The following is a 24,889-nucleotide window of genomic DNA, read 5'->3' as shown; positions in this document are numbered from 1 at the left end:
ATCAGGACCAATGGCCCGCCGTGCCCCGAAGGGGACACCCGCTAGCGCGGGGTTTCGTACGGCAGGCGGGAGCTGACCGGAGTCGCGTCCAGCCGGGCCGTGATCACGAGGGTGCCCTCCTCGATCTGATAGTCGAGGGGGAGGCCGAGGCCGCGCATGGCGGCGACCATGCCGGTGTTGGAGGCCTGGGTGACCGCGTACACGCTGTCGCACCCGGCCTCGACGGCCATCGCGATCAGCCGGCCCAGGAGTTCGGTGCCGACGCCGCGGCGCTGCCAGTCGTCCTCGATGAGCAGTGCCACCTCGGTCTCGTCGCCGTCCCACAGCAGGTGGCCGAGGGCGACCAGCTTGCCGGAGGCGGTGGTGGCGGCGAGGGTGCGGCCGAAGCGGGGGCTCAGCAGGTGTCCGAGGTAGCGGTCGGCGTCGGCGACGGGGCCGTGGTAACGCAGCGACAGGGTGCGCTCGGAGCAGCGGTCGTGCATCGCGCGGGCGGCCGCCTGGTCGGAGCCGTCGGCGCGGCGCACCGTGATCTCGTTGCCCTCGGGCAGGGTCAGCACGTCCTGGCTGCGCGGGACGCGGGGTCCGAGCCGGGCGTCGAGCTCGACGAGGGCGCGGGCCCGGGCGAATTCGGTCGGGGTGAAGGGCAGGTAGGGCCGCTCCACGGTGATGGCGCCGCCGGAAGGGTCGCGCAGCCGCATGACGGTGGCCTCCAGGACGCCTTCGACGGGGGCGTCGGCTCCCGCGTTGGGGCGCCCGGAGAGGGTGGTCGCCGGGATCGAGTGGATGGTGCAGCGGCCGAGGAGCTGGCGCAGGGCGAGGGGGAGTTCGGCGGCGTCCAGGGCGGTGCGGGTGGCCAGGCCCAGGACGCGCGTCGGGGTGTCGACGAGGTCGTGGGCGTCGGCCCGCTCGATCCAGGTGCTGTGGCCGCCGGCCCGGGCGACGGCGCGGGTGAGGTCGGCGGAGGGCAGCTGCTGCGGTGCGCGCAGCAGGAACTCGTCGACGGTGCCGCCCTCGGGGAGCGGGTGCGTCTGGAGGGTCAGGATGTCGACACCGCTCCCGGCCAGGGCGGTGCACAGCGCGGCCAGGGAGCCGGGTTCGTCCCGTACGGTCGTCCGCATGCGCCACAGCGCGGCGCTCGACGCGGTCGCGAGGGGGGCAGCCGCGGGGTACGCCGCCGGATCCGTGGGCGCGGTGGTGTCCGGCGGCGGCGCATGGCTGTGGCGCCGCGCCCACCAGGTGTGGAACGCGGCGGTCACCAGGAGTGCGACGGCCGAGGCGACCAGCAGGACCGGGCCCCTCGGACCGTGCACGACGAGGTTGGCGATGGCGTCCGCGACCGCGACGGCGCAGAACAGGGCGGCGAGTTCGACGAGGTCGCGGCGCCAGTGGTGGCGGCGGACGCGGGCGCGGAAGCGGGGTTACGGTCAGTCATGCACATCACTGTGGCGCAGGGGTGTTGCGTGATCGCGAACGATCTGTGACCGACTGGTTAAGTATCCATCTGGCCGATTTCACCCGCTTTTCCGCGCCATCTGCGGAATGCGGCGTCCGCATGCCGGTGCGGGCCCCGTGCCCGGAATGCGGGGCTACTGGCCCACCTGCCCGGGGCGCAGCGTCTGGGTGAAGAGTACGCCGCCGCCTTGGCGCCGCAGGCGCACGGTCAGCTCCCCGGTGGCCCCGTCGATGTCCACCTCACCGTAGTACGGAGGGTTCTCGGACGGGGACATGTTGGCGAGCGGAGCCGACTGGACGTATGCCGTCCGCGGGCCGAAGGTGGCGTCCAGCCGCCCGGCCGGGAAGCCGCCCGCGCCGATCGGGCCCGAGACGAACTCCCAGAAGGGCGCGAAGTCGGTGAAGGCGGCGCGCTCGGGGGCGTAGTGGTTGGCGGCGGTGTAGTGGACGTCGGCGGTGAGCCAGACGGTGCCCGTGATGCGCTGGTGCTTGATGTGGCGCAGCAGCTCGGCGATCTGGAGCTCGCGGCCCAGTGGCGCACCGGGGTCGCCCTGGGCCACGGCCTCGAAGTCCGTGGCGCCGTCGGGCACCACGATGCCCAGGGGCATGTCGGAGGCGATGACCTTCCAGGTGGCGCGCGAGCGCGAGAGCTCGCGCCGCAGCCAGGCCAGCTGCTCGGGGCCGAGGATGCCGATCGGGTCCTCGGCCTGGGTACCGGGGGAGTTGGGGTTGCGGTGGGTGCGCATGTCGAGCACGAACACGTCGAGCAGCGGCCCGTACCGCATCACCCGGTACATCCGGCCCTCGGCGGGGCCGCCGCGCAGGTCGGTGACGGGGAAGTACTCGCCGAAGGCGCGGCGGGCGCGCGCGGCGAGGGTGTCGACGTCGCGGACGGTGTAGCGGGGGTCGTCGATCACCTGGCCCGGGTACCAGTTGTTGCGCACCTCGTGGTCGTCCCACTGGGCCAGGACCGGCACCTGGGCGTTGAAGCCGCGCAGGCTGCCATCGAGGAGGTTGTAGCGGAAGTTGCCCCGGAACTCGGCGAGGGTCTCGGCGACCTTGGCCTTCTCCTCGGTGGTGATGTTGTGCCAGAGACTGCCGTCGCGCAGGGGCACCGAGGGCTGGATCGGGCCGTCGGCGTAGATGGTGTCCCCGCTGAAGAGGAAGAAGTCGGGGTCGCGCAGCCGCATCTCCTCGAAGACGCGGTAGCCGCCGAGGTCCGGATTGATGCCCCAGCCCTGGCCCGCGAGGTCCCCGGACCACAGGAAGCGCACGTCGCGGCGGCGTGAGACGGGGGTGGTGCGGAAGGTCCCGTGGACAGGTGCTCCGGTGCGCCGCGGGTCGTCCGGGTCGGCCAGGACCACCCGGTAGTGGATCTGCTGCCCCGGCGGCAGGTCGCGCAGGACGGTGGTCCCGGTGAAGTCGGTGGCCGGGCCGAGCAGCGGACCGCGGTGGCGGCGTACGGCGTAGCGGAACGACTCGCTCGGGGAGGTCTCCACCAACATCCGGGCCAGGCGGTCGGAGCGCGTCCAGACGGTGGCCGAATGGGCGGTGATCTCACCGGACTGCACGCCCCAGGCCGCGCTCGGGCGGCCGGAGCGGGCGAGGGCGGGGGCCCCGAGCAACGGCGTGGCGAGCAGCGCGGAGGACAGGGCGAGGGACCCGCCGAGGAGGGTCCGTCGGGTGTGCGGCATCGGTGCCATCGGTGCTTCTCCAGGGGCCGGCGGGGACGGGCCGTACCAGCGTGCCGTCGCACACCGGCCCGGCCGCGTCCGCCACGCGAACCGCGGATGAACACCCGTCTGCCGCCCGGCCCCGCCTGCCCTTCCGTCCGGCCTCCTGCGCTCCCGCCGTTCCGTCCGTCCGCCCGGAGCCTTGGGCTCCGGGATCTCAGACGGGCAGCGGGCGGCTCGCGCTGCGGGCCGTGTCCAGGATCACCCGGGCGACCAGCGCGGGGTCGTCGTTCATCGGGACGTGGCCGCAGCGGGGCAGCCGGACCAGCCGGGCGCCCGGGACGGTCTGCTTGGCGCGCACCCCCTGACGGCGCAGCAGCAGCCGGTCCCGGCTGCCCCACGCGATGGTGACGGGCAGACCGGGCACGTCGTCGGTGAACCGTACGGAACCGCCCGCGGCCAGGGTCTGCGTGAAGCCGGTGGCATGGCGCAGGGCGAGGGTCTCCGCGATCACGGCGGCGGGCGAACGCCGGTCGGGGCGGGCGTAGATGGTGCCGGTGAGGGCTGCGCGTCCCGCGGCGCTGTGCGCGAGCCGCTCCACGGCTGGCAGGGGCAGCGCCCTGGCACCCGCGCGCATCGCGAGCAGTGCGGCGAAGGCGTAGCGGCGCTCGCCCTGCGTCCAGAAGCCGGCGGGGGAGAGGGCGGTGACCGAGCGGACCAGATCGCTCCGGCCCATTTCCAGCGCGAGCAGGCCGCCGAGGGAGTTGCCCGCCACGTGCGGACGCGTGACGCCGAGGGCCTTGCAGAGCGCCCCGAGCGCGGACGCGACGGTCCCCAGGTCGTACGGGACCCCCTCGGGCAGCGGCTCCGAGGCGCCGAAGCCGGGGAGGTCGACCGCGATCACGTCGTACTCGGCGGCCAGGATGTCGGTCACCGGCTGCCAGGCCTGGAGGTGATGGCCTATGCCGTGCAGGAGGAGGAGCGGTTCGCCCGCGCCCTTGCGTTCGTAGGCGACGGTGGCGGTGCGGGCGCCGAGCGGCGAATCGATCGTGAAGGAGACGGTGGCGGTCATGCTGCTCCTCGTCGGGTGGACGCGTGTGAGACAGGCTGTCAGTAGTCGCTACCGCCATGACTACCGTCCGGTAGCCCTTGACTACAAGCCTTCGGTGCGCACGAGAACATCCCATGAACGGCTTGATACCTATGCCCGGTCTGCCCGCAAAGGGATGAGCATTGGTCTTGACCAAGGGGGTGCGCCGTCCTATCGTCGCAGGGATAGTGCAGGAACCTTTAATAAACAAGGGCGCGGAACTGCCGCTGGAACACGGCGAGTGCAGCGATGGCAGCAGGAGGAGTCAGGGTGGGGACCACGCAGCTCGAAACGGTGCCGGAGCCGAAGTACTGGCACCTCAAGACCGTCCTCAGCGAGGCGCTCGACCAGGACTTCGCCGTCGGCGAGGTCCTGCCCAACGAGCGTGAGCTCGCCGCCCGCTTCGGAGTTGCCCGCGCGACCCTGCGCCAGGCCCTGGAACAGCTGGAACTCGAAGGGCGCCTGCAGCGCCGCAGGGGTGTCGGCACCACCGTCGCCCCGCCGCGCGTCGGCGTCGACGTCGGCACCGCGCAGCAGGACTGGCCCGGCGAGGGCGGCGACGGCTGGGAGCCGGTGGACGCGATCGAGGGCGTGGCTCCGGCCGCGGTCCTGAAGCTCCTTGCCACCGGTGGGGTATTCGCCGCCGACCAGCCGGTCCACTCGGTGCGCCGGACCCGCGTCGCACAGGGCCAGGCCGTCGCGGCCGAGCTGCTCTACGTACCCGCCGTCTCCGTGCCCGGCCTCCCCGCCATCGAGGCCCCGGCCGGACCCGCCCGCGCCCGCGCCGTCCTGCGCGAACTCCAGCGGCTGGTCCTCGAGGGCCAGGACCGCTCGGTGGAGCTCGGCTCCGCCCGCGCCGACGACGCCAAGGAACTCGACCGGCTGCCCGGAGCTCCGGTCCTCCTGGTCACCACCCGCTACTTCACCGCCGCGGGTACGGCCGCCGTCTCGGTCGCCACCTACCGCGCCGACACCTGCCGCCTCACCTTCGGCGACTCGGGCGCCGTCGAGATCACCCACGAACCCCGCGTGGCTTCCTGACCTCCACCGGGCCTCCGCCGGGCCTCTGCCGGAGTCGGCCGGTGCGCGGGTCCGCAGGGATCTGGCCGGAGTGGGCCGGGACATGCGTCCGTCGGCATCTCGCCGGAGTCGGCCGGGTGCCGATCGGCCGGACGCCGCCGGCTCCGCCCGGGCGTGAATCCGCCGGGCCCGCCGGATCCTGCTGGGGGCGGGTCCGCCCGGACTCCCCGGACCCGCCGGGGCATGAATCCCCCCCGGACCTCGTCAGGGCCTGCGGGGCATGAATCCGCCCGGACCTCGTCAGGGCCCGCGGGGCGTGAGCCCGCCCGGACTTCGACGTGGTTGGCGGGGCGTGAATCCGCCCGGACCTCGACGTAGTCGGCAGGGCGTGGATCCGCCCGGACCGCGACGAGGTCGACGAGGCGTGGGCGCACCCGGACCTCGGCGGAGCCGGCCGGGCAGCCGTCAGCGGCGCCGGGCCGTGACCGTCTTCTCCACGGCGAAGAGCTCCTCCTCGACGTGCTCCATCGCGAGCCGCAGCGCTCCGGTGGCCACGGCCGCCTCACCGAGCAGGGACAGGGTCACCTGCGGCGGCCGCAGGCAGTAGCGCTCCAGCTCCTGCCGGAGCGGCTCCAGGACCCCGTCCAGCCCGGCCGCCCAGCCACCGACCACGACCAGTTCCGGATCCATGGCCAGGACCAGGGCCGCCACGTCGTGCACCAGCCGCTGCAGGAACCGCTCCACCGCGGCCACCGCCCGCTCGTCGCCCCGCTTGGCCATGGCGAAGACCTCGGCGACCGCCGCCTCGTCCAGCGGGTGCAGGGGCTCGCCGGTGGTCGACAGCAGCTTCTCCGGCGTGACCTCGCGGCCCAGCAGGTGCAGCGCGCCGATCTCGCCGGCCGCCCCGCCGTAGCCGCGGTGCAGCCGTCCGCCGATCAGCGAACCGGCGCCGGGGCTGAGCCCCGCCATCACGAACACCATGTCGTCGGTGTCCCGCGCGGCCCCCTTCCAGTGCTCGGCGACCGCCGCCGCATTGGCGTCGTTCTCCACCTGCACCGGGCAGCGGAACGAGCGCCGCAGCCGTTCCCCGAGCGGCAGTCCGGTCCAGCCCGGCAGCGCCGTGCCCAGGCGGACGGTGCCGTCCGCCTCCACGATGCCCGGGCTGCCGACGCCGACCGCCCGCAGGTTGTCCCGGGGCACACCGGCCCGGCGCAACAGGTCGGCGACCGCCGTGCGGACCCGTTCCAGGCGCTCGTCGGCCGAGGCCGTCTCGGCGACGTCCTTGGTACCGGCCCCGATCACCCGCCCGTCCAGCCCGGACAGGAGCACCGCGATCCGGCGCGAGCCGATCTCGATGCCCAGCAGGTGCCCGGCCTCGGCCCGGAACCGGAAGCGCCGGGCCGGTCGTCCCTGGCGGCGGGCGCCTTCCTCCGCGTCGGCCTCGATGACGAGCCCTGTCCCGATCAGCCCCTCCACGACCCCCTCGACGGTGGGCCGGGAGAGCCCGGTCACCCGGGTGAGGTCGGTGAGGGTCGGCGATCCGGCCGCGCGCAGTGCTCTGAGCACCACGGCGGAATTGATCCGCCGGAGCAGAGAGGGATCTCCGCCGGTCAGCTGCCCCAACGTGTGTCCTCCCAGCTAGCGAGCTTGTCAGCCGGATCGTACTGCCCACCGGGGGCCGCGGCGAGAAGCAGCCCCCCATCGGCCGGAACCGGCCTCCCTCAGGCCGGGGCGACGAACCCCGACTCGTACGCCGTGATCACGGCCTGGGTGCGGTCCCGGGCCCCCAATTTCGCCAGGATCGCACTGACGTGCGACTTTACCGTCTCCGCGCCGATGATCAGCTCGGCGGCGATCTCTACATTGGTCAGGCCCCGCGCCATCAGGCGCAGGACCGCCTCCTCCCGCTCCGTCAGGGCGGCCCGCTCCAGCACCGCCCGGGCCTGCCGGTTGCCGTACTCGGCGGCCAGGGCCCGCACCGCCGCCGGGAACAGCAGCGTCTCGCCCTCCGCCACCAGCCGTACCGCGTGCACGATCTCCGAAGGCCGGGCGCGCTTGAGCAGGAACCCGTCGGCGCCGGCCCGCAGGGCCTGGTACACGTACTCGTCGTTCTCGAAGGTGGTCACCACGAGGATCTTCGGCGGGGAGTCCACCGAGCGCAGGACCGCCCGTGTCGCCTCGATCCCGTCGAGCAGCGGCATCCGCACGTCCATCGCCACGACGTCCGGCCGCAGCTGGCGCACGAGCGGGACGACGGAGGCGCCGTCGGCCGCCTCACCCACGACCTCGATATCGGGCTGGGCATCCAGGACGGCGCGCAGACCCGCGCGGACCAGGGGTTCGTCATCGACGATCATTACGGTAACCGGCATCCGGTCAGCGTATTCGCTCCAGCGGAAGCCGGGCGCGCACTCTCCAACTGCCCTCGTGCGGACCGGTCTCGGCCTCCCCTCCGAGGAGGGCCGCCCGCTCCCGCATACCGCGCAGACCGCTGCCGCGGCCCGTCATGAGCGCGGGCCCCGACGGGAGCGGATTGGTCACCTCCAGGTCCAGTCTCCCCACCGCCATCTCGATCCGTACGCGCACCGGAACCGGCCCGCTGTGCCGCAGCACATTGGTCAGCGCCTCCTGGAGGATCCGGTACCCCTCCCGGGTGACGGGGCCCGGCAACTGCTCCAGCGGGCCGGACAGTTCGGCATCCACCGAGGCGCCGGAAGCCCGCGCCGACTCCAGCAGCCGGTCCGCGTCGGCCAGGGTCGGCCGCTGGGAGGGAGGCTGCGAGGACTCGCGGAGCACCAGCAGCACCCGCTCCAGGTCCTCCATCGCGGCCCGGCCGGTCTCCTCGATCGCGCACAGCGCGCGCTCGGTGAACGCCGGGTCACCCGCGGCCCGGGCGGCCCCCGCCTGGACGACTGCCACCGTCAGCGCGTGCCCGATCGAGTCGTGCAACTCCCTCGCGATCCGGGTCCGTTCCAGCAGTTGCTCGGTACGCGCCTCCAGGGCGCTGAGCCGCTCCGCCGCCGAAGGCCCCAGGAGCCGTGCGGCGATGGCCGTGACGGCTTCGCCGAGCAGGACCACGATGACCAGCAGCAGGATCACCGGCACCGGGAGCAGCAGCAGGGCCGCCCAGCGCGGAGGGACGAAGGGCAGGATCTCGACGTCCGACCCGAGACTGCGCCCCGCTCCCGTGAAGGCGAGCTCCAGCGTCATCATCGGCAGCCACACCGTCGCCATCATGGCCGCGCCGGCCAGCAGCAGGCGTATCTCCAGCCACGCGACCGTCCGCCAGCGGTCCGACCAACGCGCCGACGCCGCCGTGCTGATGGAACCGTCGGGCCGGCCCCGCTCATGCGGGGTCAGCAGGAACTGCGCCTGGAGCCCCTCGGCCAGCCGGACCCACGGGAGCAGCCCGAACGGAGCGACGATCAGGGCGGGCATCCAGGGCCACGCAGGCTCTATGAAGAGCCAGATGGACACGATCAGGATCGGGACGAGCAGATGCAGCCAGCGTGTGTACGTGACCCCCCGGAGAGGCGCACGAAGCAATCGGTACATGCGTTCATCCTGACAGTCGGCGCCCGGCCGCCGTCTCCCCCGTGCGGGGGAGACGGTCCCCCCGCACGGGGGAGGGCAGGGGGTGCGGGCGACAGCGAACCTTGAGACATGAACAGCATCGAGATCCGAGAACTGACCAGGGAATACGGCGCGATCCGTGCCGTGGACCGCCTCACCTTCGACGTGCTGCCCGGCCGGGTCACCGGCTTCCTCGGCCCCAACGGCGCAGGCAAGTCGACCACGATGAGGCTCCTGCTGGGCCTGGACCGGGCGACCTCCGGCACCGCCACCGTCGGCGGGCGCCAGTTCACCGCCATGACCGACCCGCTGCGCCACGTGGGGGCGTTGCTGGACCCGCAGTCCATCCACGGCGGGCGCACGGCCCGTGACCACTTGCGCTTCCTCGCCGCCACGCACCGGATACCGGTGCGCCGGGTGGACGAGGTGCTGGAGCAGGCCGGCATAGCAGCCGCGGCCCGGCGCCGGGTGAAGACCTTCTCCCTGGGCATGCGCCAGCGTCTGGGCATCGCCGCTGCCCTGCTGGGCGACCCCGGAGTGCTGCTGCTCGACGAGCCGACCAACGGGCTCGACCCCGAAGGCATCATCTGGATCCGTGAGCTGATGCGCGGACTCGCCGCGGAAGGCCGCACGGTCCTGGTCTCCAGCCATCTCATGTCCGAGACGGCAGCCCTGGCCGACCACCTGGTGGTGCTCGGCGCGGGACGGCTGCTGGCCGACACCTCGATGGAGGAGTTCATCGACGCTCGCAGCACCCCCAGGGTGCGACTGCGGACCTCGGACGCGATCCGGCTGCGCGCCGCCCTCGCCCGGGACGGCCTCGAGCTGGTGGGCGCCGACGGCGGGCGCTGGACCGTCGAAGGCATACGGGCGGAACAGATCGGCACCATGGCCGCCCGCGAAGGGATCCCGATGCTTGAGCTCGCCGACGAGCGCGCCTCCCTGGAACAGGCCTATCTGGACCTCACCGCCGGCCACGCACAGTTCGCCGCCACCCCCTGACCTTCCCGCTCTTCCCACTCCCCAGGAGGCCCTGCCATGAGCTCCGCCCTGCCCACCCTGCCCGTCCTGCATTCGGAATGGATCAAGATCCGGTCCCTCCGGGGCACCTTCGGGGCCTTGATATCCGTCCTGGTCGCCACCGTCGGGATCCAAGCGCTGACAGCTGCGGCGATAGGCCAGGCGGAAGAAGGCAGCATGGGCGAGGATCCTCTCCTCGCCGCCTTCTACGGGCTCAACTTCGGCCAGATAGCGGCCATCGCCTTCGGCGCGAGCGCCCTCTCCGCCGAGTTCCACAACGGCGCTCTGCGCACCAGCCTCACTGCCGTGCCCGACCGCACCCGGTTCTACCTCTCGAAGATCGCGATGGTGGGCGGACTCGCCCTCGTCGCGGGCCAGATCACCGGGCTCCTGACCTTCCTGGCAGGTCAGGCGTTCATGGGTCCGTACGCCCTGGAGCTGGGGGACCCGGGGACGCTGCGTGCGATCGTCGGAAGCGGCCTCTACCTGACCGTCATGGCGCTGTTCTCGGCCGGGCTGACGGCGGTGCTGCGCAGCGGTGCGGCCGTACTGAGCCTCCTCATACCCTTCGTCCTCATCGTGTCCTTCGTGGTCGGCGAGGCCGTGGGCGGGTTCGGGCAGTACATGCCCGACCGTGCCGGGCAGATGGTGATGCGGATCGAGCCGCACGGTGACCTCGGTCCGTGGACCGGGCTGGGCGTGATGGCGCTCTGGGCCGTGGTCACGGTCGTCGCGGGCTGGATCGCGGTGCGGCGCAGGGACGCGTGACGCCGGGCCAGTTGTCAGTGCCGGTCGGGATACTGACGGTATGACCACGGCAGAGCATCTCGAAAGGATCGACCGGCTCCGGGTGACGCAATTCCCGCCCGAGCCGGTCCGGTCCGGCGGGCAGAGCAGCGGCCCCGGTTACCACCTGGTACAGGTCGGTTGGACCGCGGACTTCCGGGAGGACGGCGGGGCAGGCCGTGCCGAGGCCGCCGACCAGATCGGTGCCGAGTACGGGGCGCTCACCCAGGCCCTGGCCGAGCGGTGGGGGGAGCCGCAGGTCTTCGCCCTGACTTCGGTGCTGGACCGGGGGTCCGGCGGGGAGGAGATACCGGAGCCCTGGGGCGAGTTGAGCGGCTCCACCAGCCATGTGCACGCCTGGCGGGCGGGGGAGCAGTGGCTGGTGGTCTGGGTGGTCGACGGGGGCGCCGAGGACGCGTACGTGCTGATGGCGGGGGTCACCGTCGTCGACCCGCCGTAGCCCCCGGCCGTGGCCCCCGGCGCGAGTGACCCGGGGCCGGGCGCCAGGGGACGGGAGTTACGGGGTGTCGGGCGCCTCTGCTGCTTCCGCGGCCATGCGGAGGCGGGCGTACTCCTGGGCCATGGTGTCGGCGGTCCAGTGGGCGTTGAGGCCGCTGGGGTTGGGCAGGGCCCAGACACGGGTGGAGCCGATCATCCGCTCCTGGGGGCCGATCTGCGCCTTCTTCTCGCCGAAGGCCGTGCGGTAGGCCGTGACGCCGACGACCGCCAGCCACTGGGGGCGCAGCAGTTCCACCTTGGCCGTCAGGATGCGGCCGCCCTCGCGGAACTCCTCGGGGCTCAGCTCGTCGGCGCGGGCCGTGGCCCGGGCCACGACGTTGGTGATGCCGAGCCGGTAGGTCAGCAGCTCCTCCTGCTCCGCGGGAGCCAGGCGGCGCGGGGTGAAGCCCGACAGGTGCAGGACGGGCCAGAAGCGGTTGCCGGGGCGGGCGAAGTGGTGGCCCGTCGCGGCGGAGAGGAGACCCGGATTGATTCCGCAGAACAGCACACGAAGACCGCCCGTGACCACGTCCGGGAGGACGCGGTCACGGGCGGCGTTCAGCTCGTCGGGAGTCAGAGGATCGACCCCGGCGCGTACCCGGCGGCCTCCGGGTGCTGCTTGGCGATCGCCTCGATACGGGAGACGACTGCGGCGACCTGGTCACCGGCGGCGCCCGTGAAGGACAGCTTGTCGGCCATCAGGGCGTCCAGCTGGGACCGGTCCAGCGGCATCCGCTCGTCGGCAGCCAGCTTGTCCAGCAGCTCGTTGCGCTCGGCGCCCTGCTCGCGCATGGCGAGCGCGGAGGCCACCGCGTGCTCCTTGATGACCTCGTGGGCTGCCTCGCGGCCCACCCCGGCCCGCACCGCGCCCATCAGGACCTTGGTGGTCGCGAGGAAGGGCAGGTAGCGGTCCAGCTCGCGGGCGACGACCGCCGGGAAGGCGCCGAATTCGTCCAGGACCGTCAGGAAGGTCTCCAGGAGACCGTCGAAGGCGAAGAAGGCGTCCGGCAGGGCCACGCGGCGGACCACGGAGCAGGACACGTCGCCCTCGTTCCACTGGTCGCCGGCCAGCTCGCCGGTCATCGAGGCGTAGCCGCGCAGGATGACCATCAGGCCGTTCACGCGCTCGCAGGAGCGGGTGTTCATCTTGTGCGGCATCGCCGAGGAGCCGACCTGGCCGGGCTTGAAGCCCTCGGTGACCAGCTCGTGGCCGGCCATCAGGCGGATGGTCTTGGCGATCGACGACGGGGCCGCGGCCAGCTGCACCAGGGCGGTGACCACGTCGTAGTCGAGCGAGCGCGGGTAGACCTGGCCGACCGAGGTGAAGGCCTGGGCGAAGCCGAGGTGGGCGGCGATGCGCTGCTCCAGGTCGGCGAGCTTGGCGGCGTCGCCGCCCAGCAGGTCGAGCATGTCCTGGGCGGTGCCGACCGGGCCCTTGATGCCGCGCAGCGGGTAGCGGCCGAGCAGGTCCTCGAGGCGGTCGTAGGCGACGAGCAGCTCGTCCGCCGCAGTGGCGAAGCGCTTGCCGAGGGTGGTCGCCTGGGCGGCCACGTTGTGGGAGCGGCCGGCCATGACCAGCTCGGCGTGCTCGCCGGCGAGCTTGCCGAGGCGGCTGAGCACGGCGACGGTGCGGTCGCGGGCCAGCTCGAGGGAGAGCCGGATCTGCAGCTGCTCCACGTTCTCGGTCAGGTCGCGCGAGGTCATGCCCTTGTGGACGTGCTCGTGGCCGGCGAGGGCGTTGAACTCCTCGATGCGGGCCTTCACGTCGTGCCGGGTGACCTTCTCGCGCTCGGCGATGGAGGCGAGGTCGACCGTCTCCAGGACGCGCTCGTAGTCGGCGAGGGCGGCGTCCGGGACCTCGATACCGAGGTCCTTCTGGGCGCGCAGCACGGCGAGCCACAGCCGCCGCTCCAGCGTCACCTTGTACTCGGGGGACCACAGGACGGCGAGCTCCGCAGAGGCGTAGCGGCCGGCCAGGACATTGGGGATGCGGGGCTTGGCTGTCACGTGTAGGGATTCTACTTGGGCCGCAGCTGTGTGTTTACGCAGGTAGGGACCCCGCCTCCGATTGTGCCTTGCTACGAGAGCCGCTCGCCCCCGAGCGGCTCGTACGGCAGCAGGTCCGGACGCTTGGCAGGACGGCCGTCGCCCGAGGAGCGGCCCGTCAGGCGGCGGCCGACCCAGGGCAGCAGGTGCTGCCGGGCGAAGCTCAGGTCCTGGGAGCGGCGGACGGCCCAGCCGGGGGGCGCGGTGACGGGGAGTTCGGTGCGCCAGTCCTCCTCGGGCGGCAGGCCCAGGGCCTGCCAGACGGCCTCCGCCACCCGGCGGTGGCCCTCCGCGGTCAGGTGCAGCCGGTCCACGTCCCACATCCGCGGGTCCGCGAGCGCAGGGGTCCCGTACAGGTCCACGACCAGGGCGCCGTGCCGGGCGGCAAGCTCCTCGATGTGGGTGAAGAGCTCCTCCATGCGCGGGCGGAAGCGTTCCATCACCGGCCCGTTGCGTCCCGGGGAGCGCATCAGGACGAGCTGCTTGCAGGAGGGGGCCAGCAGGCCGACGGCCTCCTCCAGGTGCGCGCGCACCCGCCCCATGTCGACCTTGGGCCGCAGGGTGTCGTTCAGCCCGCCGACCAGGGTCACCACGTCGGCGCGCATCGCCGCGGCCAGGGGCACCTGCTCCTCGGCGATCTGCGCGATCAGCTTCCCGCGGACCGCGAGGTTCGCGTAGCGCAGGCCCGGCTCGCGGGTGGCCAGCCGGGCGGCCAGCAGATCGGCCCAGCCCCGGTAGGAGCCGTCCGGGAGCAGGTCGGACATTCCCTCGGTGAAGGAGTCGCCGACCGCGACGAAACTGGTGTAAGAGGCATTCATCTCCATGACGGAGCGATGCTACCGCCCGGTACCCCGGCCGTGCAGGGCGGCTCAGGCAGAGGCCGGTCTGCCGAACAGCTCGCGCAGGACGTCCTCCATCGTCACCAGGCCAGCCATGGTGCCGTCCGGTCCGAGCACGGCCGCCAGATGGGTACGGCTGCGCCGCATGGCGGTCAGCACGTCGTCCAGCGGGGTCTCCGCGCGCACCTGGGCGATGGCCCGCAGGGCCGTCGCCGGGAACGGCTCGTCCCGCTCCGCCCCCTCCGCGTCGAGGGCGTCCTTGACGTGCAGGTAGCCCAGGATCCCGTGCTGGGCGTCCACGACGGGGAAACGGGAGTAGCCCGAGGTGGCCGACAGCCGCTCCAGGTCCGTCGGGGTGATGCCGAGCCGGGCGGTGACCACGCTGTCCGCGGGCAGCACCACGTCGGTGACCGGCCGGCGGCCCAGCTCCAGTGCGTCGTGCAGCCGCTCGCTCGCCCGGTCGTCCAGGAGCCCCGCGTCGCTCGAGTCCTTGACCATCCGGGCCAGCTCGTCGTCCGTGAACGTCGCCGCGACCTCGTCCTTCACCTCCACCCGCAGCAGGCGCAGGAGGGCGTTGGCGAAGGCGTTGATCGCGAAGATCACCGGCCTCAGCGCCCGGGTGAGGGTCACCAGCGGCGGGCCCAGTGCCAGGGCGGTGCGCACCGGCTCCGCCAGCGCCACGTTCTTCGGCACCATCTCGCCGAAGAGCATGTGCAGGTAGGTGGCCAGCGTCAGCGCGATCACGAAGGAGATCGCGTGCGTCAGACCGGCCGGCACCCCGATCAGGTCGAACACCGGGGTCAGCAGGTGCGCGATGGCCGGCTCGGCCACCACGCCCAGCACCAGGGTGCACAGGGTGATGCCCAGCTGGGCGGCCGCCATCATGGCCGACACGTGCTCCAGGCCCCACAGGACGGCGCGGCCGCGCCGGTCGCCCTCCTCGGCGTAGGGCTCGATCTGGCTGCGCCGGACCGAGATCAGCGCGAACTCCGCGCCGACGAAGAAGGCGTTGACGACCAGGGTCGCCAGGCCGATCAGCAACTGGATCGCGGTCATCGGTCCCCCTCCGCGCTCTGGTTCCCCGCCGGCCCGTCCAGCCCGTCCAGCCCGTCCGGTGCGTGCAGCAGCACCCGCGCGGCGCGCCGTCCGGTGGCGTCCACCACGTCCAGCCGCCAGCCGTCCAGCTCCAGGCTGTCGCCCACGGCAGGGATCCGGCCCAGCTGGGTCGCCATCAGGCCGGCCAGGGTCTCGTAGGGGCCGTCCGGCACCCGCAGCCCGATCCGCTGGAGCTGGTCGGTGCGTGCGGCGCCGTCGGCGGAGTACAGCGGGCGCCCGGAGGCGTCCGTACCGGCCGGGGCCAGGTCGGGGGTCTCGTGCGGGTCGTGCTCGTCGCGGACCTCGCCGACGACCTCCTCGACGATGTCCTCCAGCGTGGCCACACCGGCCGTGCCGCCGTACTCGTCGATGACCACGGCCATCGTCCGCTTGCCCGACAGCCGGTCGAGCAGCCGGTCCACCGTCAGGGACTCCGGTACGAGGAGCGGTTCACGCATCAGCTGCGACACCGGCGTGCGGGGGCGTTCCTTGGCGGGCAGGGCCAGTACGTCCTTGATGTGGACGGTCCCGACCACGGTGTCGAGGCTGCTGCGGTACACGGGGAAGCGCGACAGGCCGGTGGCCAGCGTCGCGTTCGCCACGTCCTCGGCGGTGGCCTGCACTTCGAGGGCCGTAACCTGGACGCGCGGGGTCATCACGTTCTCCGCGGTCAGATCCGCCAGGTTCAAGGTCCGCACGAACAGTTCGGCGGTGTCCTTCTCCAGCGCCCCGGCCTTGGCCGAGTGCCGCGCCAGCGCGACCAGCTCCTGCGGGGTACGGGCCGAGGCCAGCTCCTCGGCCGGCTCCATGCCGAACCGGCGCACCATGTGGTTCGCGGTCGTGTTCAGATGGCCGATGAGCGGCTTGAAGGCCCGGCTGAAGATCCGCTGCATCGTCGCCACGCGTTTGGCGATCGCCAGAGGGGAGGAGATCGCCCAGTTCTTGGGCACGAGCTCGCCGACGACCATCAGGACGACGGTCGACAGCGCGGTGCCGAGGACCAGAGCGGTGGAGGCGGCGGCGCCGGACGACATCCCGACGGCCTCGAAGGGGCCTTGGAGCAGGGCGGCGATCGAGGGCTTGGAGATCATGCCGATGACCAGGCCGGTCGCGGTGATGCCCAGCTGGGCACCGGAGAGCTGGAACGTCAGGCTGCGGACGGCGGCCAGGGCGCTCTCGGCGCCGCGCTCGCCCCGCTCGACGGCCCGTTCGAGCTCGCTGCGCTCGACGGTGGTGAGCGAGAACTCGGCCGCCACGAAGACGCCGCAGGCAAGGCAGAGCAACAGCGCCACGACGAGCAGGAGCACTTCGGTCATCGGTGGATCACCTCCGTCCCATGATCGGCCAGGAGGCGGGGTGTCGCGCGGTGTCGTGCACCGCGGTGCCGGGGACCGGAGGGCTCGCCCATGGGCGGACGCTCACACCTTTCGTTCGGGCGGACTGGCGTCCACCGGGCAAAGGAGGGGTAAAGAGGGGGCCTCGTCCTTTTCGGCCCGGTGCGCCGGATGATGGGATCCGGACATGAGTGATCTTCATATCGGCCCCGCGACGGCAGCCGATCTCAGCTCCGTGCTCGGCTTCTGGAAGAACGCGGCCGAGGGAACGAGTATCAGCGACGACCTCGCCGGGATGGAGCGGCTCCACGAACGGGACCCCCACGCGCTGCTGCTCGCCCGCCGCGACGGCGAGCTCGTCGGCACCGTGATCGCCGGGTTCGACGGCTGGCGCTGCCACCTGTATCGGCTCGCGGTCCACCCGGGGCACCGCCGGCAGGGGATCGGGACGGCGCTCCTGGCCGCCGCCGAGGAACGGTTCGCCGCACTCGGCGGGCGTCGCGCGGACGCCATGGTGCTCGACCGCAACGCGCAGGCGCACGGGGCCTGGGACCCAGCCGGATACGGCCCCGAGGACCACTGGACCCGCTGGGTGAAGCCCCTCGCCCGCTGACCCTCACGCGGGGGACCGGCGGGCCGAACCGATCACGCAGTACGAGGTGGGGAAGGCCGGACCGCGCTCCGGCAGCCGGAAGGCACGCTGCGAGACGATCCGGAAGCCCGCGGCCTCGATGGAGGCGAGCGGGTCTCGGGCGGTGTGGCAGCCGCCGAAGAGCCGGGGCCACAGCGTCCGGTCCAGCGCGCGCTGGACGGCGGCCATCCCCGGGCCGGGCGCCAGCCCGTGTTCGAGGAAGCGCAGTTCGGCATCGGGGCGGAGCACGCGGTGCAGCTCGGCGAGGGTGCGCGGCAGGTCCCGTACGGTGCACAGCACCAGGGAGGCGACCGCGGCGTCGAAGGCCTCGCTCTTGACCGGCAGGGCCTCGGCCACGCCGGGTACGACGTCCACGGGGACCTCGGCGCGCAGGGCCGCGGAGACCGCGAGCCGGCGCAGGGTGGCCTCGGGCTCGACGGCCACCACCTCGGAGACCGCGCGGGGGTAGTGCGCGAAGTTCAGGCCGTTGCCGGCACCGATCTCGATGACGCGGCCGGACACGCCGTGCAGCAGCTCGCGGCGCAGGGCCGCGACGCCCCCGCGCGTCTCGGCGGTGGCGCTGGCGCGTGCGTAGAACCGGGCGAAGAGGGGGTGGTGGACGGGGTCGGGCGACGGTGCCGGATGGGGGCGCGACGACATGACGGACCTCCGGGGGCGACGGACGGGCGCGATACCTCCAGGGTGCCCGGTCCGCGGCGGCTCATCCCCGGTGGCGGCCGGGGCAGTCCCTTTCGGACCTCGCCGGGGCTTCGGGGAACCTCCGGTACGGGGGCCCGCCGCCCGGCGATCCCGCCGCCGGACGCCGCTCCCCGATCCGGCCCGGCCGGGGAGGCGCCCCGAGGAAAGGGCGCCACGTCGCCACGGCCCCGCCGCCAGAAGCGACGGGCCCCGGCGGGCCGGGATTCACGCCCGGCAGACGGTCACACCGTCCGGGCCCGGCCCGGGGTCACGCCGGCCTGGCCGTGCGGGCCTCACCGGCAGTGCGGGCCGGGGTTCACGCCCGGCAGACGGTCACACCGACCGGGCCAAGCCCCGGGTCACACCGACAGGGCCCGGCCCCGGGGTCCACGCCCGGCAGGCGGCCGCGGCAGCCGGGCCCGGCCCGGGGTCACATCGGCCACGCCCGGCCCCGGGGTTGCGCCGGCCGGGCTCAGCCCCGGGGTCATGCCGGCCAGGCGGCCGGGAGGGAGCGGGCCGCCAGGCCGGAGTTCACGCCCGGCCTGCGGTGACGCCGGCCATGCCCGGCCCCGGGGTCCACGCCCGGCAGGCGGCCGCGGCAGCCGGGCCCGGCCCGGGGTCATGTCGGCCAGGCCCAGTCCCCGGGTCACGCCGGCCCGGCCGGCCCCGGGGTCATGCCGGCCAGGTGGCCAGGAAGGAGCGGGCCGACCAGGTACCGTACAGCGGCTCCGCCAGCCAGGACGGGGCCGCCGCGCGGAAGTCCGCCGGGGAGCCGGCCGTCGCGCCGTGCGGGACCGCGCCCAGCAGCGGCAGGTCCGAGACCTTCGGCAGGTCCGCGAGGTTGCAGCGCGAGGCCAGGTCCGGAGCCGCGGGCCAGCTGCCGACCACGACGCCCAGCCCGGTCAGCTCCCGGGCCCGGAGGGCCTCCGCCGTCAGAGCGGTGGAGTTGAGCGTGCCGAGTCCCGCCGGGGCCACCACCAGCACCGGTGCGCCGAGCAGCCGGGCCGCGTCCGCGAGCGTGTGCCCGGCCTCGTCGAAGCGGACGAGCAGCCCGCCCGCGCCCTCGACCAGCACCAGGTCGTGGTCCGCGGACAGCCGCTCCGCGGCCTGCGCCACGTCCGCGGGCGAGAGCGTCGCCAGCCCCGAGCGGCGGGCCGCCGTGTCCGGGGCCAACGGCTCCGGGTAGCGGGCCAGTTCCACCGCCGTGACGGAGGGGCCCGCCAGCCGGACCACCTCGGCGGCGTCCCCCGGCTCCTGCGGGCCCACGCCCGTCTGCGCGGGCTTGAGCACCGCCACCGACAGGCCGCCGGCCTGCGCGGCAGCGGCGATCGCCGAGGTGACCACCGTCTTGCCGATCTCGGTGCCGGTGCCGGACACGATCAGTACGGACATCTCAGCCCTCCTGCGCCGCCGCGCACACCGCGCGGCAGATGCGGGCGACGTCGGCGTCGCCGGTGACGAAGGGCGGCATCGTGTAGATCATGTCCCGGAACGGGCGCAGCCAGACGCCTTCCCGCACCGCCGCCCGGGTGGCGGCCGCCACGTCGGTCTCGTGGTCCAGCTGGACCACGCCGATGGCGCCGAGGACGCGTACGTCCCGCACCCCGGGCAGGTCCGAGGCCGCCGCCAGGCCCACGCGCAGGCCCGCCTCGATCCGCTTGACCTCACGGGCCCAGTCCTGGCCCAGCAGCAGGTCGACGGAGGCCAGCGCCACGGCGGTGGCGAGCGGGTTGCCCATGAAGGTGGGGCCGTGGGCAAGAACGGGGACCTCGCCCTGCGAGATCCCCTGCGCCACCCGTTCGGTGCACAAGGTCGCGGCGAGCGTGAGGTAACCACCGGTCAGCGACTTGCCCAGGCACATCACGTCGGGCGTGATCCCCGCGTGGTCGGCCGCGAACAGCGCGCCCGTACGTCCGAAGCCCGTCGCGATCTCGTCCAGGATCAGCAGGACCCCGTACTCGTCGCACAGTTCGCGCAGCACCCGCAGGTAGCCCGGGTTGTGGAAGCGCATGCCGCCCGCGCCCTGTACGACCGGTTCCACGATCACCGCGGCCAGTTCGTCCGCGTGAGCGGCGACCAGGGACCGCAGGTGGGCGGTGTACGCGGGATCCACCGGCGTGTCGAAGCCGCCGGGCGGGGCGTCCGCGAAGACCTGCCGGGGCAGGTGGCCCTGCCACAGCTCGTGCATCCCGCCGTCGGGATCGCAGACGGCCATCGGCTGCCAGGTGTCCCCGTGGTAGCCGCCCCGCCAGGTCAGCAGCCGGGTCTTGCCCGTCCGGCCGAGGGAACGCCAGTACTGGAGGCACATCTTGACGGCGACCTCGACGGAGACCGAGCCCGAGTCGGCGAGGAAGACGTGCTCCAGACCTGCCGGGGTGATCTCCACCAGCTTCGCGGCCAGCCGGACGGCGGGCTCGTGCGTGAGCCCGCCGAACATCACGTGCGACATCCGGCCCAGCTGGCCGGTCACGGCCTCGTTCAGCACGGGGTGGTTGTACCCGTGGATCGCCGACCACCAGGAGGACATGCCGTCGACGAGCTCGTCCCGCCCCTCGGCCTCGGCGGCGAGCCGCAGCCGGACCCCCGAGGCGGAGGAGACGACCAGCGGCTCCTGCCGCCCGGGCATGGGGCCGTACGGGTGCCAGACGTGCTGCCGGTCCAGCGCGAGCAGGTCCTGGACCGGCAGCGAGTCGTGCGCGTGGTGCGGATCAGGCATTGGGGGCGAGATCCGTCCCCGCGCCGCGACGCCGCACCGACACCAGGTCGGACCGGACCTCACCGGCCGCGGCCTGGACCGCCGTCGCCCTCGTGCCCGTCGCCGTCGTACCCGTCACGGCTGCGGCCGCGGCCGCAGCCGGCGCCTGCTCCGCGTGCCCGTGGCCCGAGCAGCCGCCGCACGCCGAGCCGCAGCCCGCGCCGTCGGCCGTGTCGGCGGAGGCCGCCGGTCCGCAGACCGAGGCCCCGCCGCCGTGGGAGCCGCAGCCCCCGCCGGTGGCCGACTCGGCCACGTCGGCGCGGTGCGCGGGAAGGGTCGTCGTACCGGCGCCCTCCACTTCGAAACCGGCGTCCGCGATCATGTCGAGGTCGGCCTGGCCGGCCTGGCCCTCACTGGTGAGGTAGTCGCCCAGGAAGATCGAGTTGACCAGGTGCAGGGCGAGGGGCTGCATCGAGCGCAGGTGCACCTCGCGGCCGCCGGCCAGCCGGACCTCGACGTCGGGGCAGACGAAGCGGACCATGGCCAGGATCCGCAGGGCGCGCTGCGGGGTGAGGTTCCACTCCTTGGCGAGCGGGGTGCCCTCGAACGGGATCAGGAAGTTGACCGGCACCGAGTCGGGGTCCAGCTCGCGCAGCGAGTAGACGACGTCGACGAGGTCCTCGTCGCTCTCGCCCATGCCCGCGATCAGACCGGAGCAGGCGGACAGGCCGGCGGCGTGCGCCTTCTGCACCGTGTCGACCCGGTCGGCGTAGGTGTGGGTCTTGGTGATCTGGCCGTACGTGGCCTCGGAGGTGTTGAGGTTGTGGTTGTACGCGTCCGCGCCCGCGTCGCGCAGCCGCTCCGCCTGGCCGTCGGAGAGCAGGCCCAGACAGGCGCAGACCTCGACGCCCTCGTTCTGCTCCTTGATCGCCGCGATGGTCTTGCCCACGCGGTCCACGTCCCGGTCGGTCGGACCGCGGCCGCTGGCGACCAGGCAGACCCGCTTGGCCCCGCCCGCGACGCCGGCGGCAGCGGCCTGGGAGGCCTCTTCCGGCTTCAGCCAGGTGTACTTGAGGATCTCGGCCTTGGATCCCAGACGCTGGGAGCAGTACGAGCAGTCCTCGGGGCACAGGCCCGACTTCAGGTTGACCAGGTAGTTCAGCTTGACCCGACGCCCGAACCACTGGCGGCGCACCTTGCCCGCGGCGGCCACCACGTCGAGCAGTTCGTCGTCAGAGGTCGCCAGCACGGCGAGTGCCTCTTCGCGGGTCGGCAGCTCGCGCCGCAGGCCCTTGTCAACCAGGGTGTTCAGCAGATCCATGACGCCGATCCTGGACCACACGACCACTCCCGGCCAAGGAGAGAATGAACAACATGGCCTGATCCGAGTGTGTGTATCGCCACACCTGGCGCACAAGTCCCGGCGGTTAAGGTCGGGCAGGTCTGTGGACTGCCGACAAAAACCGAGGACGCGCCGATGCCCGAGCACAGCCCCGATCCCGTTGACGTCTTCGCCTGGATTGATGACGCCGAACGGGCCCGAGAGCAGGCAGGACTGGTCCGGACGCTGCGTCCGCGCCCTGCTTCCTCGCCGCTGCTGGACCTCGCGAGCAACGACTACCTCGGGCTGTCCCGCCACCCCGAAACCGTCCGCGGGGCGCGTGAGGCGGCCGAGCGCTGGGGGGCCGGAGCCACTGGATCGCGGCTGGTGACGGGCACGACCGAGCTTCATGCCGAGCTCGAGCGGGAGCTCGCGGCCTTCTGCGGCTTCGAGGCGGCGCTGGTGCTCTCCTCCGGGTACGCGGCCAACCTCGCGGCCGTCACCGCGCTCAGCGACCGGGGCAGCCTGGTCGTCTCCGACGCCGGGAACCACGCCTCGATCGTCGACGGCTGCCGCCTCTCGCGGGCCGGGACCGCGGTGATCCCGCACTCCGACCCGGACGCGGCGCGCAAGACGCTCGCCTCGCACGAGGGCCGGGCGCTGCTGGTCAGCGACTCCGTCTTCTCGGTCGACGGGGACGCCGCCCCGCTGGAGCAGTACGCGGCCGCCTGCCGGGACGAGGGCGCGGCCCTGGTCGTGGACGACGCGCACGGGCTGGGCGTCCTGGGCGACGGCGGCCGGGGCGCGCTGCACGCCGCCGGGCTCGCGGGCGCGCCGGGCGTGGTCGCCACGCTCACCCTCTCGAAGTCCCTGGGCAGCCAGGGCGGTGCGGTGCTGGGCCCGGCCAAGGTGATCCGGCACCTGGTCAACACGGCCCGGACCTTCATCTTCGACACCGGGCTCGCGCCCGCCGCCGCGGGCGCGGCGCTCGCGAGCCTGCGTCTGCTCCAGCAGGAACCGGAGCGCGCGGCCCGGGCCCGCGAGGTGGCCGCCGAGCTGTACGGACGGCTCACCGCGTCCGGCCTGACCGCGGCCAGGCCGGACGCGGCCGTGGTGTCGGTACGGGCCCCGTCGGCTTCGGCGGCACTGCGCTGGGCCGCCGACTGCCGCGAGGCAGGTCTGTCCGTGGGGTGCTTCCGTCCGCCGTCGGTGCCGGACGGCATCTCCCGGCTGCGGCTGACCGCCCGGGCCGATCTCACGGGGGAGGAGATCAACCGGGCCGTCGAGACGATCCTGCGGACCGCGCCCGCCGGTGCCACGGACCGCTAGGCGGGGTCACACGTGCAGGTCCGCCCGGACCGAGGCGAGGAAGCCCTGCCAGGCCGGCCCGGTGAAGAGTACGGCCGGGCCGTCCGTCCGCTTGGAATCGCGGACGGCGAGCAGGCCGCCGCTGAGGGCGGCGGCTTCCACACAGTTGTTCATTCCGGTGCTGCGGCTGCTCCGCCGCCACCGCGCGCTGTTCATAAGTCCGCTGGTGGATAAGGGGGTTGCGGACACGGGGGGTGCCTCCTTACGCGTCGTCAGCGAGAGAGCTGATCAGGTCCGACGAGTCCTGGGGCGGGAGGGCGTGCGCCTGGATGGTGCGGAACGCGGCGCTGTACGCCTCAAGGTCTTCCTTCCGCTCCAGATAGAGGCTACTCGTCAAATGGTCGAGTACCACCACATCCAGATCGGCGATGTTCGGAAATGAGAAGATGACGAACGGTCCGGTGAGGCCGAGATGACCCCCCACGCTGAACGGCAGTACCTGTAGGCGCACTTGGGGCAGCCGCCCCACCTCCACGAGGTGCCTCAGCTGCTCCGCCATCACCCCCGGGCCGCCGATCTGCCGGCGCAGCACCGCCTCGTCCAGCACGGCGCTGAGCTCCAGCGGGGGATCGGCCCGCAGCACCGCCTGCCGCGCCAGCCGCACCTCGACGAGCGCGTCCACCTTCGGCTCGGGCAGTCCGCCCAGCGCCGCCCGGGTCACCGCCCGCGCGTACCCGGAGGTCTGCAACAGGCCGGGCACCACGGAGAGTTCCACCGTACGGGCCGACCGGGCGCCGGCCTCCAGGCTGATGAAGTCGCGGTACTCCTGGGGGAGCAGCCCCCGGTAGTCGTGCCACCACTGCCGGCCGCGCCCGGTGTCCACGCCCGGCCCGGGACCCGCGGCCGAGGCCGACAGGGCTTCGAGCAGGGCGCGCTGCTGGGGGCTCACGATCTCCCCGTAGGCATCGAGGAGCAGCCGGATGTCCTGCGGCTTCACGCCGCTGCGACCCGTCTCGATGCGGCTGATCTTCGACTGGTGCCACCCCACGATCCGGGCCGCCTCACCACTGGTGAGTCCGGACCGGTCGCGCAGGGCACGCAGTTCCTCGCCGAGCTTGCGTCGGCGCACCGCGGGACCGTGCTGCACACCCGCCTCCTTCCACCGGCACAGCTCGCACCAGTTTGCCGTCCAAATACGCTCTTCCGTAGCAGAGTTCACCGCATTGAGGGACAGATATATGCATATCTTGGGGGAACGGCAGAAACGGCGGCACGATGGGTGGCACTCTGGCGTCCAGCACAGATCCGGGGCGGCTTGGCCCCGGTGGGAAAGGGACCGTCGCCATGGCAGATCACCAGGAAGCATCCGTCACTCTGCCGAGCGATCCGGCCTCGGTCGCCGCCGCCCGCCGCTACGTCGCGGAGGTGCTGGACGAATGGGGACTGCCCGATGACACCGACACCGCGGACAGTGTCCGGCTGATCGTCTCGGAACTCGCCACCAACGCCGTCCAGCACACCTTCGGCCAGTCCCCCACCTTCACCGTCGACGTCCGCCTGGAGCGCGAGGAGTGGCTGCGCGTCGGGGTGACCGACAGCCACCCGCGCTGGCCCAAGCGCCTCCCCGCGGCGGTGCAGCAGGACAACGGGCGGGGGATGGTCATCATCCGGTGGCTCACCGCCGAAGCCGGCGGCAGGCTCTCGGTCACCCCCACCGAGGACGGCGGCAAGACCGTGTGGATCGCCCTGCCCTGGACCGTCGGAGCCCCCGCGCGCACCGCCGTCACCGGCTGCTGAACCGCGGCGGGC

Annotated in this window: 25 protein-coding genes; 8 read left to right on the top strand and 17 right to left on the bottom strand. The window is 73.3% G+C overall.

All coding sequences use genetic code 11. The features are described from left to right. Nucleotides 1-41: 41 nt before the first annotated feature. Nucleotides 42-1,355 carry a GNAT family N-acetyltransferase gene (locus IO30_RS0112045; RefSeq protein ID WP_031157312.1) on the bottom strand — a complete coding sequence of 438 codons (1,314 nt, stop codon included), beginning with the start codon at nt 1,353-1,355 and terminating at the stop codon, nt 42-44. On the opposite strand from IO30_RS0112045, the gene IO30_RS45330 reads away from it, so the two are divergent. Next, nucleotides 1,305-1,481: a hypothetical protein gene (locus IO30_RS45330; protein ID WP_157853190.1), complete on the top strand. Its 177-nt coding sequence runs from the start codon at nt 1,305-1,307 to the stop codon at nt 1,479-1,481. The genes IO30_RS0112045 and IO30_RS45330 overlap by 51 nt on opposite strands. 105 nt (nt 1,482-1,586) lie before the next feature. On the opposite strand, the gene IO30_RS0112035 is transcribed toward IO30_RS45330, so the two are convergent. Then, the gene (locus IO30_RS0112035; RefSeq protein ID WP_037893804.1) at nt 1,587-3,146 is read right to left on the bottom strand and encodes an alkaline phosphatase D family protein; all 1,560 of its coding nucleotides are present in this window, start codon (nt 3,144-3,146) and stop codon (nt 1,587-1,589) included. 196 nt (nt 3,147-3,342) lie between these two features. Further along, the gene (locus IO30_RS0112030) at nt 3,343-4,197 is read right to left on the bottom strand and encodes an alpha/beta fold hydrolase (RefSeq protein ID WP_031142127.1); all 855 of its coding nucleotides are present in this window, start codon (nt 4,195-4,197) and stop codon (nt 3,343-3,345) included. Between the two features lie 288 nt (nt 4,198-4,485). Between IO30_RS0112030 and IO30_RS0112025 the strand changes: the two genes are divergently transcribed. Then, on the top strand, nt 4,486-5,256 hold the full coding sequence (locus IO30_RS0112025; protein ID WP_031142126.1) for a GntR family transcriptional regulator: 771 nt from the start codon (nt 4,486-4,488) through the stop codon (nt 5,254-5,256). A 444-nt stretch (nt 5,257-5,700) separates the two neighbouring features. Here IO30_RS0112025 and IO30_RS0112020 read toward each other — a convergent pair whose 3' ends face one another. From IO30_RS0112020 to IO30_RS0112010, 3 genes are all read right to left on the bottom strand, one after another. Continuing rightward, a complete protein-coding gene (locus IO30_RS0112020; protein ID WP_031142125.1) occupies nt 5,701-6,858 on the bottom strand; it encodes an ROK family transcriptional regulator in 1,158 nt (385 codons plus the stop codon). A 98-nt stretch (nt 6,859-6,956) separates the two neighbouring features. Next, nucleotides 6,957-7,607, bottom strand: coding sequence for a response regulator (locus IO30_RS0112015; protein ID WP_031142124.1), 651 nt, complete (start codon nt 7,605-7,607; stop codon nt 6,957-6,959). Nucleotides 7,608-7,611: 4 nt separating this feature from the next. Continuing rightward, entirely contained in the window at nt 7,612-8,790 is a 1,179-nt protein-coding gene (locus IO30_RS0112010) for a sensor histidine kinase (RefSeq protein WP_031142123.1), read from the bottom strand. Nucleotides 8,791-8,898: 108 nt separating this feature from the next. Between IO30_RS0112010 and IO30_RS0112005 the strand changes: the two genes are divergently transcribed. The 3 genes from IO30_RS0112005 to IO30_RS0111995 are packed head-to-tail and all read left to right on the top strand — an operon-like array spanning nt 8,899 to nt 11,074. Beyond that, a complete protein-coding gene (locus IO30_RS0112005) occupies nt 8,899-9,810 on the top strand; it encodes an ABC transporter ATP-binding protein (RefSeq protein ID WP_031142122.1) in 912 nt (303 codons plus the stop codon). A gap of 36 nt (nt 9,811-9,846) precedes the next feature. Beyond that, entirely contained in the window at nt 9,847-10,596 is a 750-nt protein-coding gene (locus IO30_RS0112000) for an ABC transporter permease (protein ID WP_031142120.1), read from the top strand. Between the two features lie 40 nt (nt 10,597-10,636). Next, on the top strand, nt 10,637-11,074 hold the full coding sequence (locus IO30_RS0111995; RefSeq protein WP_031142118.1) for a hypothetical protein: 438 nt from the start codon (nt 10,637-10,639) through the stop codon (nt 11,072-11,074). Nucleotides 11,075-11,131: 57 nt separating this feature from the next. On the opposite strand, the gene mug is transcribed toward IO30_RS0111995, so the two are convergent. The 5 genes from mug to IO30_RS0111970 form a co-directional block, all read right to left on the bottom strand. Continuing rightward, on the bottom strand, nt 11,132-11,689 hold the full coding sequence (gene mug / locus IO30_RS0111990) for a G/U mismatch-specific DNA glycosylase (protein ID WP_078904641.1): 558 nt from the start codon (nt 11,687-11,689) through the stop codon (nt 11,132-11,134). Next, a complete protein-coding gene (gene purB, locus IO30_RS0111985) occupies nt 11,686-13,119 on the bottom strand; it encodes an adenylosuccinate lyase (protein ID WP_031142114.1) in 1,434 nt (477 codons plus the stop codon). Before purB ends, mug begins: the two co-directional genes overlap by 4 nt. Nucleotides 13,120-13,190: 71 nt before the next feature. After that, a complete protein-coding gene (locus IO30_RS0111980) occupies nt 13,191-13,982 on the bottom strand; it encodes an SGNH/GDSL hydrolase family protein (RefSeq protein WP_031142112.1) in 792 nt (263 codons plus the stop codon). Between the two features lie 45 nt (nt 13,983-14,027). Then, nucleotides 14,028-15,053, bottom strand: coding sequence for a hemolysin family protein (locus tag IO30_RS0111975; protein WP_031142110.1), 1,026 nt, complete (start codon nt 15,051-15,053; stop codon nt 14,028-14,030). Further along, nucleotides 15,050-16,408, bottom strand: coding sequence for a hemolysin family protein (locus IO30_RS0111970; protein WP_031142108.1), 1,359 nt, complete (start codon nt 16,406-16,408; stop codon nt 15,050-15,052). Before IO30_RS0111970 ends, IO30_RS0111975 begins: the two co-directional genes overlap by 4 nt. Before the next feature lie 205 nt (nt 16,409-16,613). On the opposite strand from IO30_RS0111970, the gene IO30_RS0111965 reads away from it, so the two are divergent. Next, complete coding sequence (locus IO30_RS0111965) at nt 16,614-17,039, top strand: GNAT family N-acetyltransferase (protein ID WP_031142106.1); 426 nt, start codon at nt 16,614-16,616, stop codon at nt 17,037-17,039. 3 nt (nt 17,040-17,042) lie between these two features. Here the strand turns inward: IO30_RS0111965 and IO30_RS0111960 are convergent, their stop codons facing one another. The 4 genes from IO30_RS0111960 to bioB form a co-directional block, all read right to left on the bottom strand. Continuing rightward, complete coding sequence (locus IO30_RS0111960; protein ID WP_031142104.1) at nt 17,043-17,717, bottom strand: class I SAM-dependent methyltransferase; 675 nt, start codon at nt 17,715-17,717, stop codon at nt 17,043-17,045. Nucleotides 17,718-18,428: 711 nt separating this feature from the next. Further along, on the bottom strand, nt 18,429-19,148 hold the full coding sequence (bioD, locus tag IO30_RS0111955; RefSeq protein ID WP_031142102.1) for a dethiobiotin synthase: 720 nt from the start codon (nt 19,146-19,148) through the stop codon (nt 18,429-18,431). 1 nt (nt 19,149) lies between these two features. Further along, nucleotides 19,150-20,472 carry an adenosylmethionine--8-amino-7-oxononanoate transaminase gene (locus IO30_RS0111950; RefSeq protein ID WP_031142100.1) on the bottom strand — a complete coding sequence of 441 codons (1,323 nt, stop codon included), beginning with the start codon at nt 20,470-20,472 and terminating at the stop codon, nt 19,150-19,152. After that, a complete protein-coding gene (bioB, locus tag IO30_RS0111945; RefSeq protein WP_031142098.1) occupies nt 20,465-21,772 on the bottom strand; it encodes a biotin synthase BioB in 1,308 nt (435 codons plus the stop codon). The genes IO30_RS0111950 and bioB overlap by 8 nt, the downstream gene beginning before the upstream one ends. A 156-nt stretch (nt 21,773-21,928) precedes the next feature. Here bioB and IO30_RS0111940 point away from each other — a divergent pair, with 156 nt between their 5' ends. After that, complete coding sequence (locus IO30_RS0111940) at nt 21,929-23,101, top strand: 8-amino-7-oxononanoate synthase (protein WP_031142096.1); 1,173 nt, start codon at nt 21,929-21,931, stop codon at nt 23,099-23,101. A gap of 6 nt (nt 23,102-23,107) precedes the next feature. Here the strand turns inward: IO30_RS0111940 and IO30_RS0111935 are convergent, their stop codons facing one another. Together IO30_RS0111935 and IO30_RS0111930 are read right to left on the bottom strand one after the other, a co-directional pair. Beyond that, nucleotides 23,108-23,329: a DUF397 domain-containing protein gene (locus IO30_RS0111935; RefSeq protein WP_031142094.1), complete on the bottom strand. Its 222-nt coding sequence runs from the start codon at nt 23,327-23,329 to the stop codon at nt 23,108-23,110. A gap of 13 nt (nt 23,330-23,342) precedes the next feature. Continuing rightward, a complete protein-coding gene (locus IO30_RS0111930) occupies nt 23,343-24,227 on the bottom strand; it encodes a helix-turn-helix domain-containing protein (protein ID WP_031142092.1) in 885 nt (294 codons plus the stop codon). Nucleotides 24,228-24,424: 197 nt separating this feature from the next. On the opposite strand from IO30_RS0111930, the gene IO30_RS0111925 reads away from it, so the two are divergent. Further along, entirely contained in the window at nt 24,425-24,877 is a 453-nt protein-coding gene (locus tag IO30_RS0111925) for an ATP-binding protein (RefSeq protein WP_031142090.1), read from the top strand. Nucleotides 24,878-24,889 lie beyond the last annotated feature (12 nt).

Origin of the sequence: Streptomyces xanthophaeus, from assembly GCF_000725805.1 — a bacterium.
Lineage (GTDB): Bacteria > Actinomycetota > Actinomycetes > Streptomycetales > Streptomycetaceae > Streptomyces > Streptomyces xanthophaeus.
Note: the sequence above shows the minus strand (reverse complement) of the source record. Positions and strands in the feature narration are given on the sequence as shown.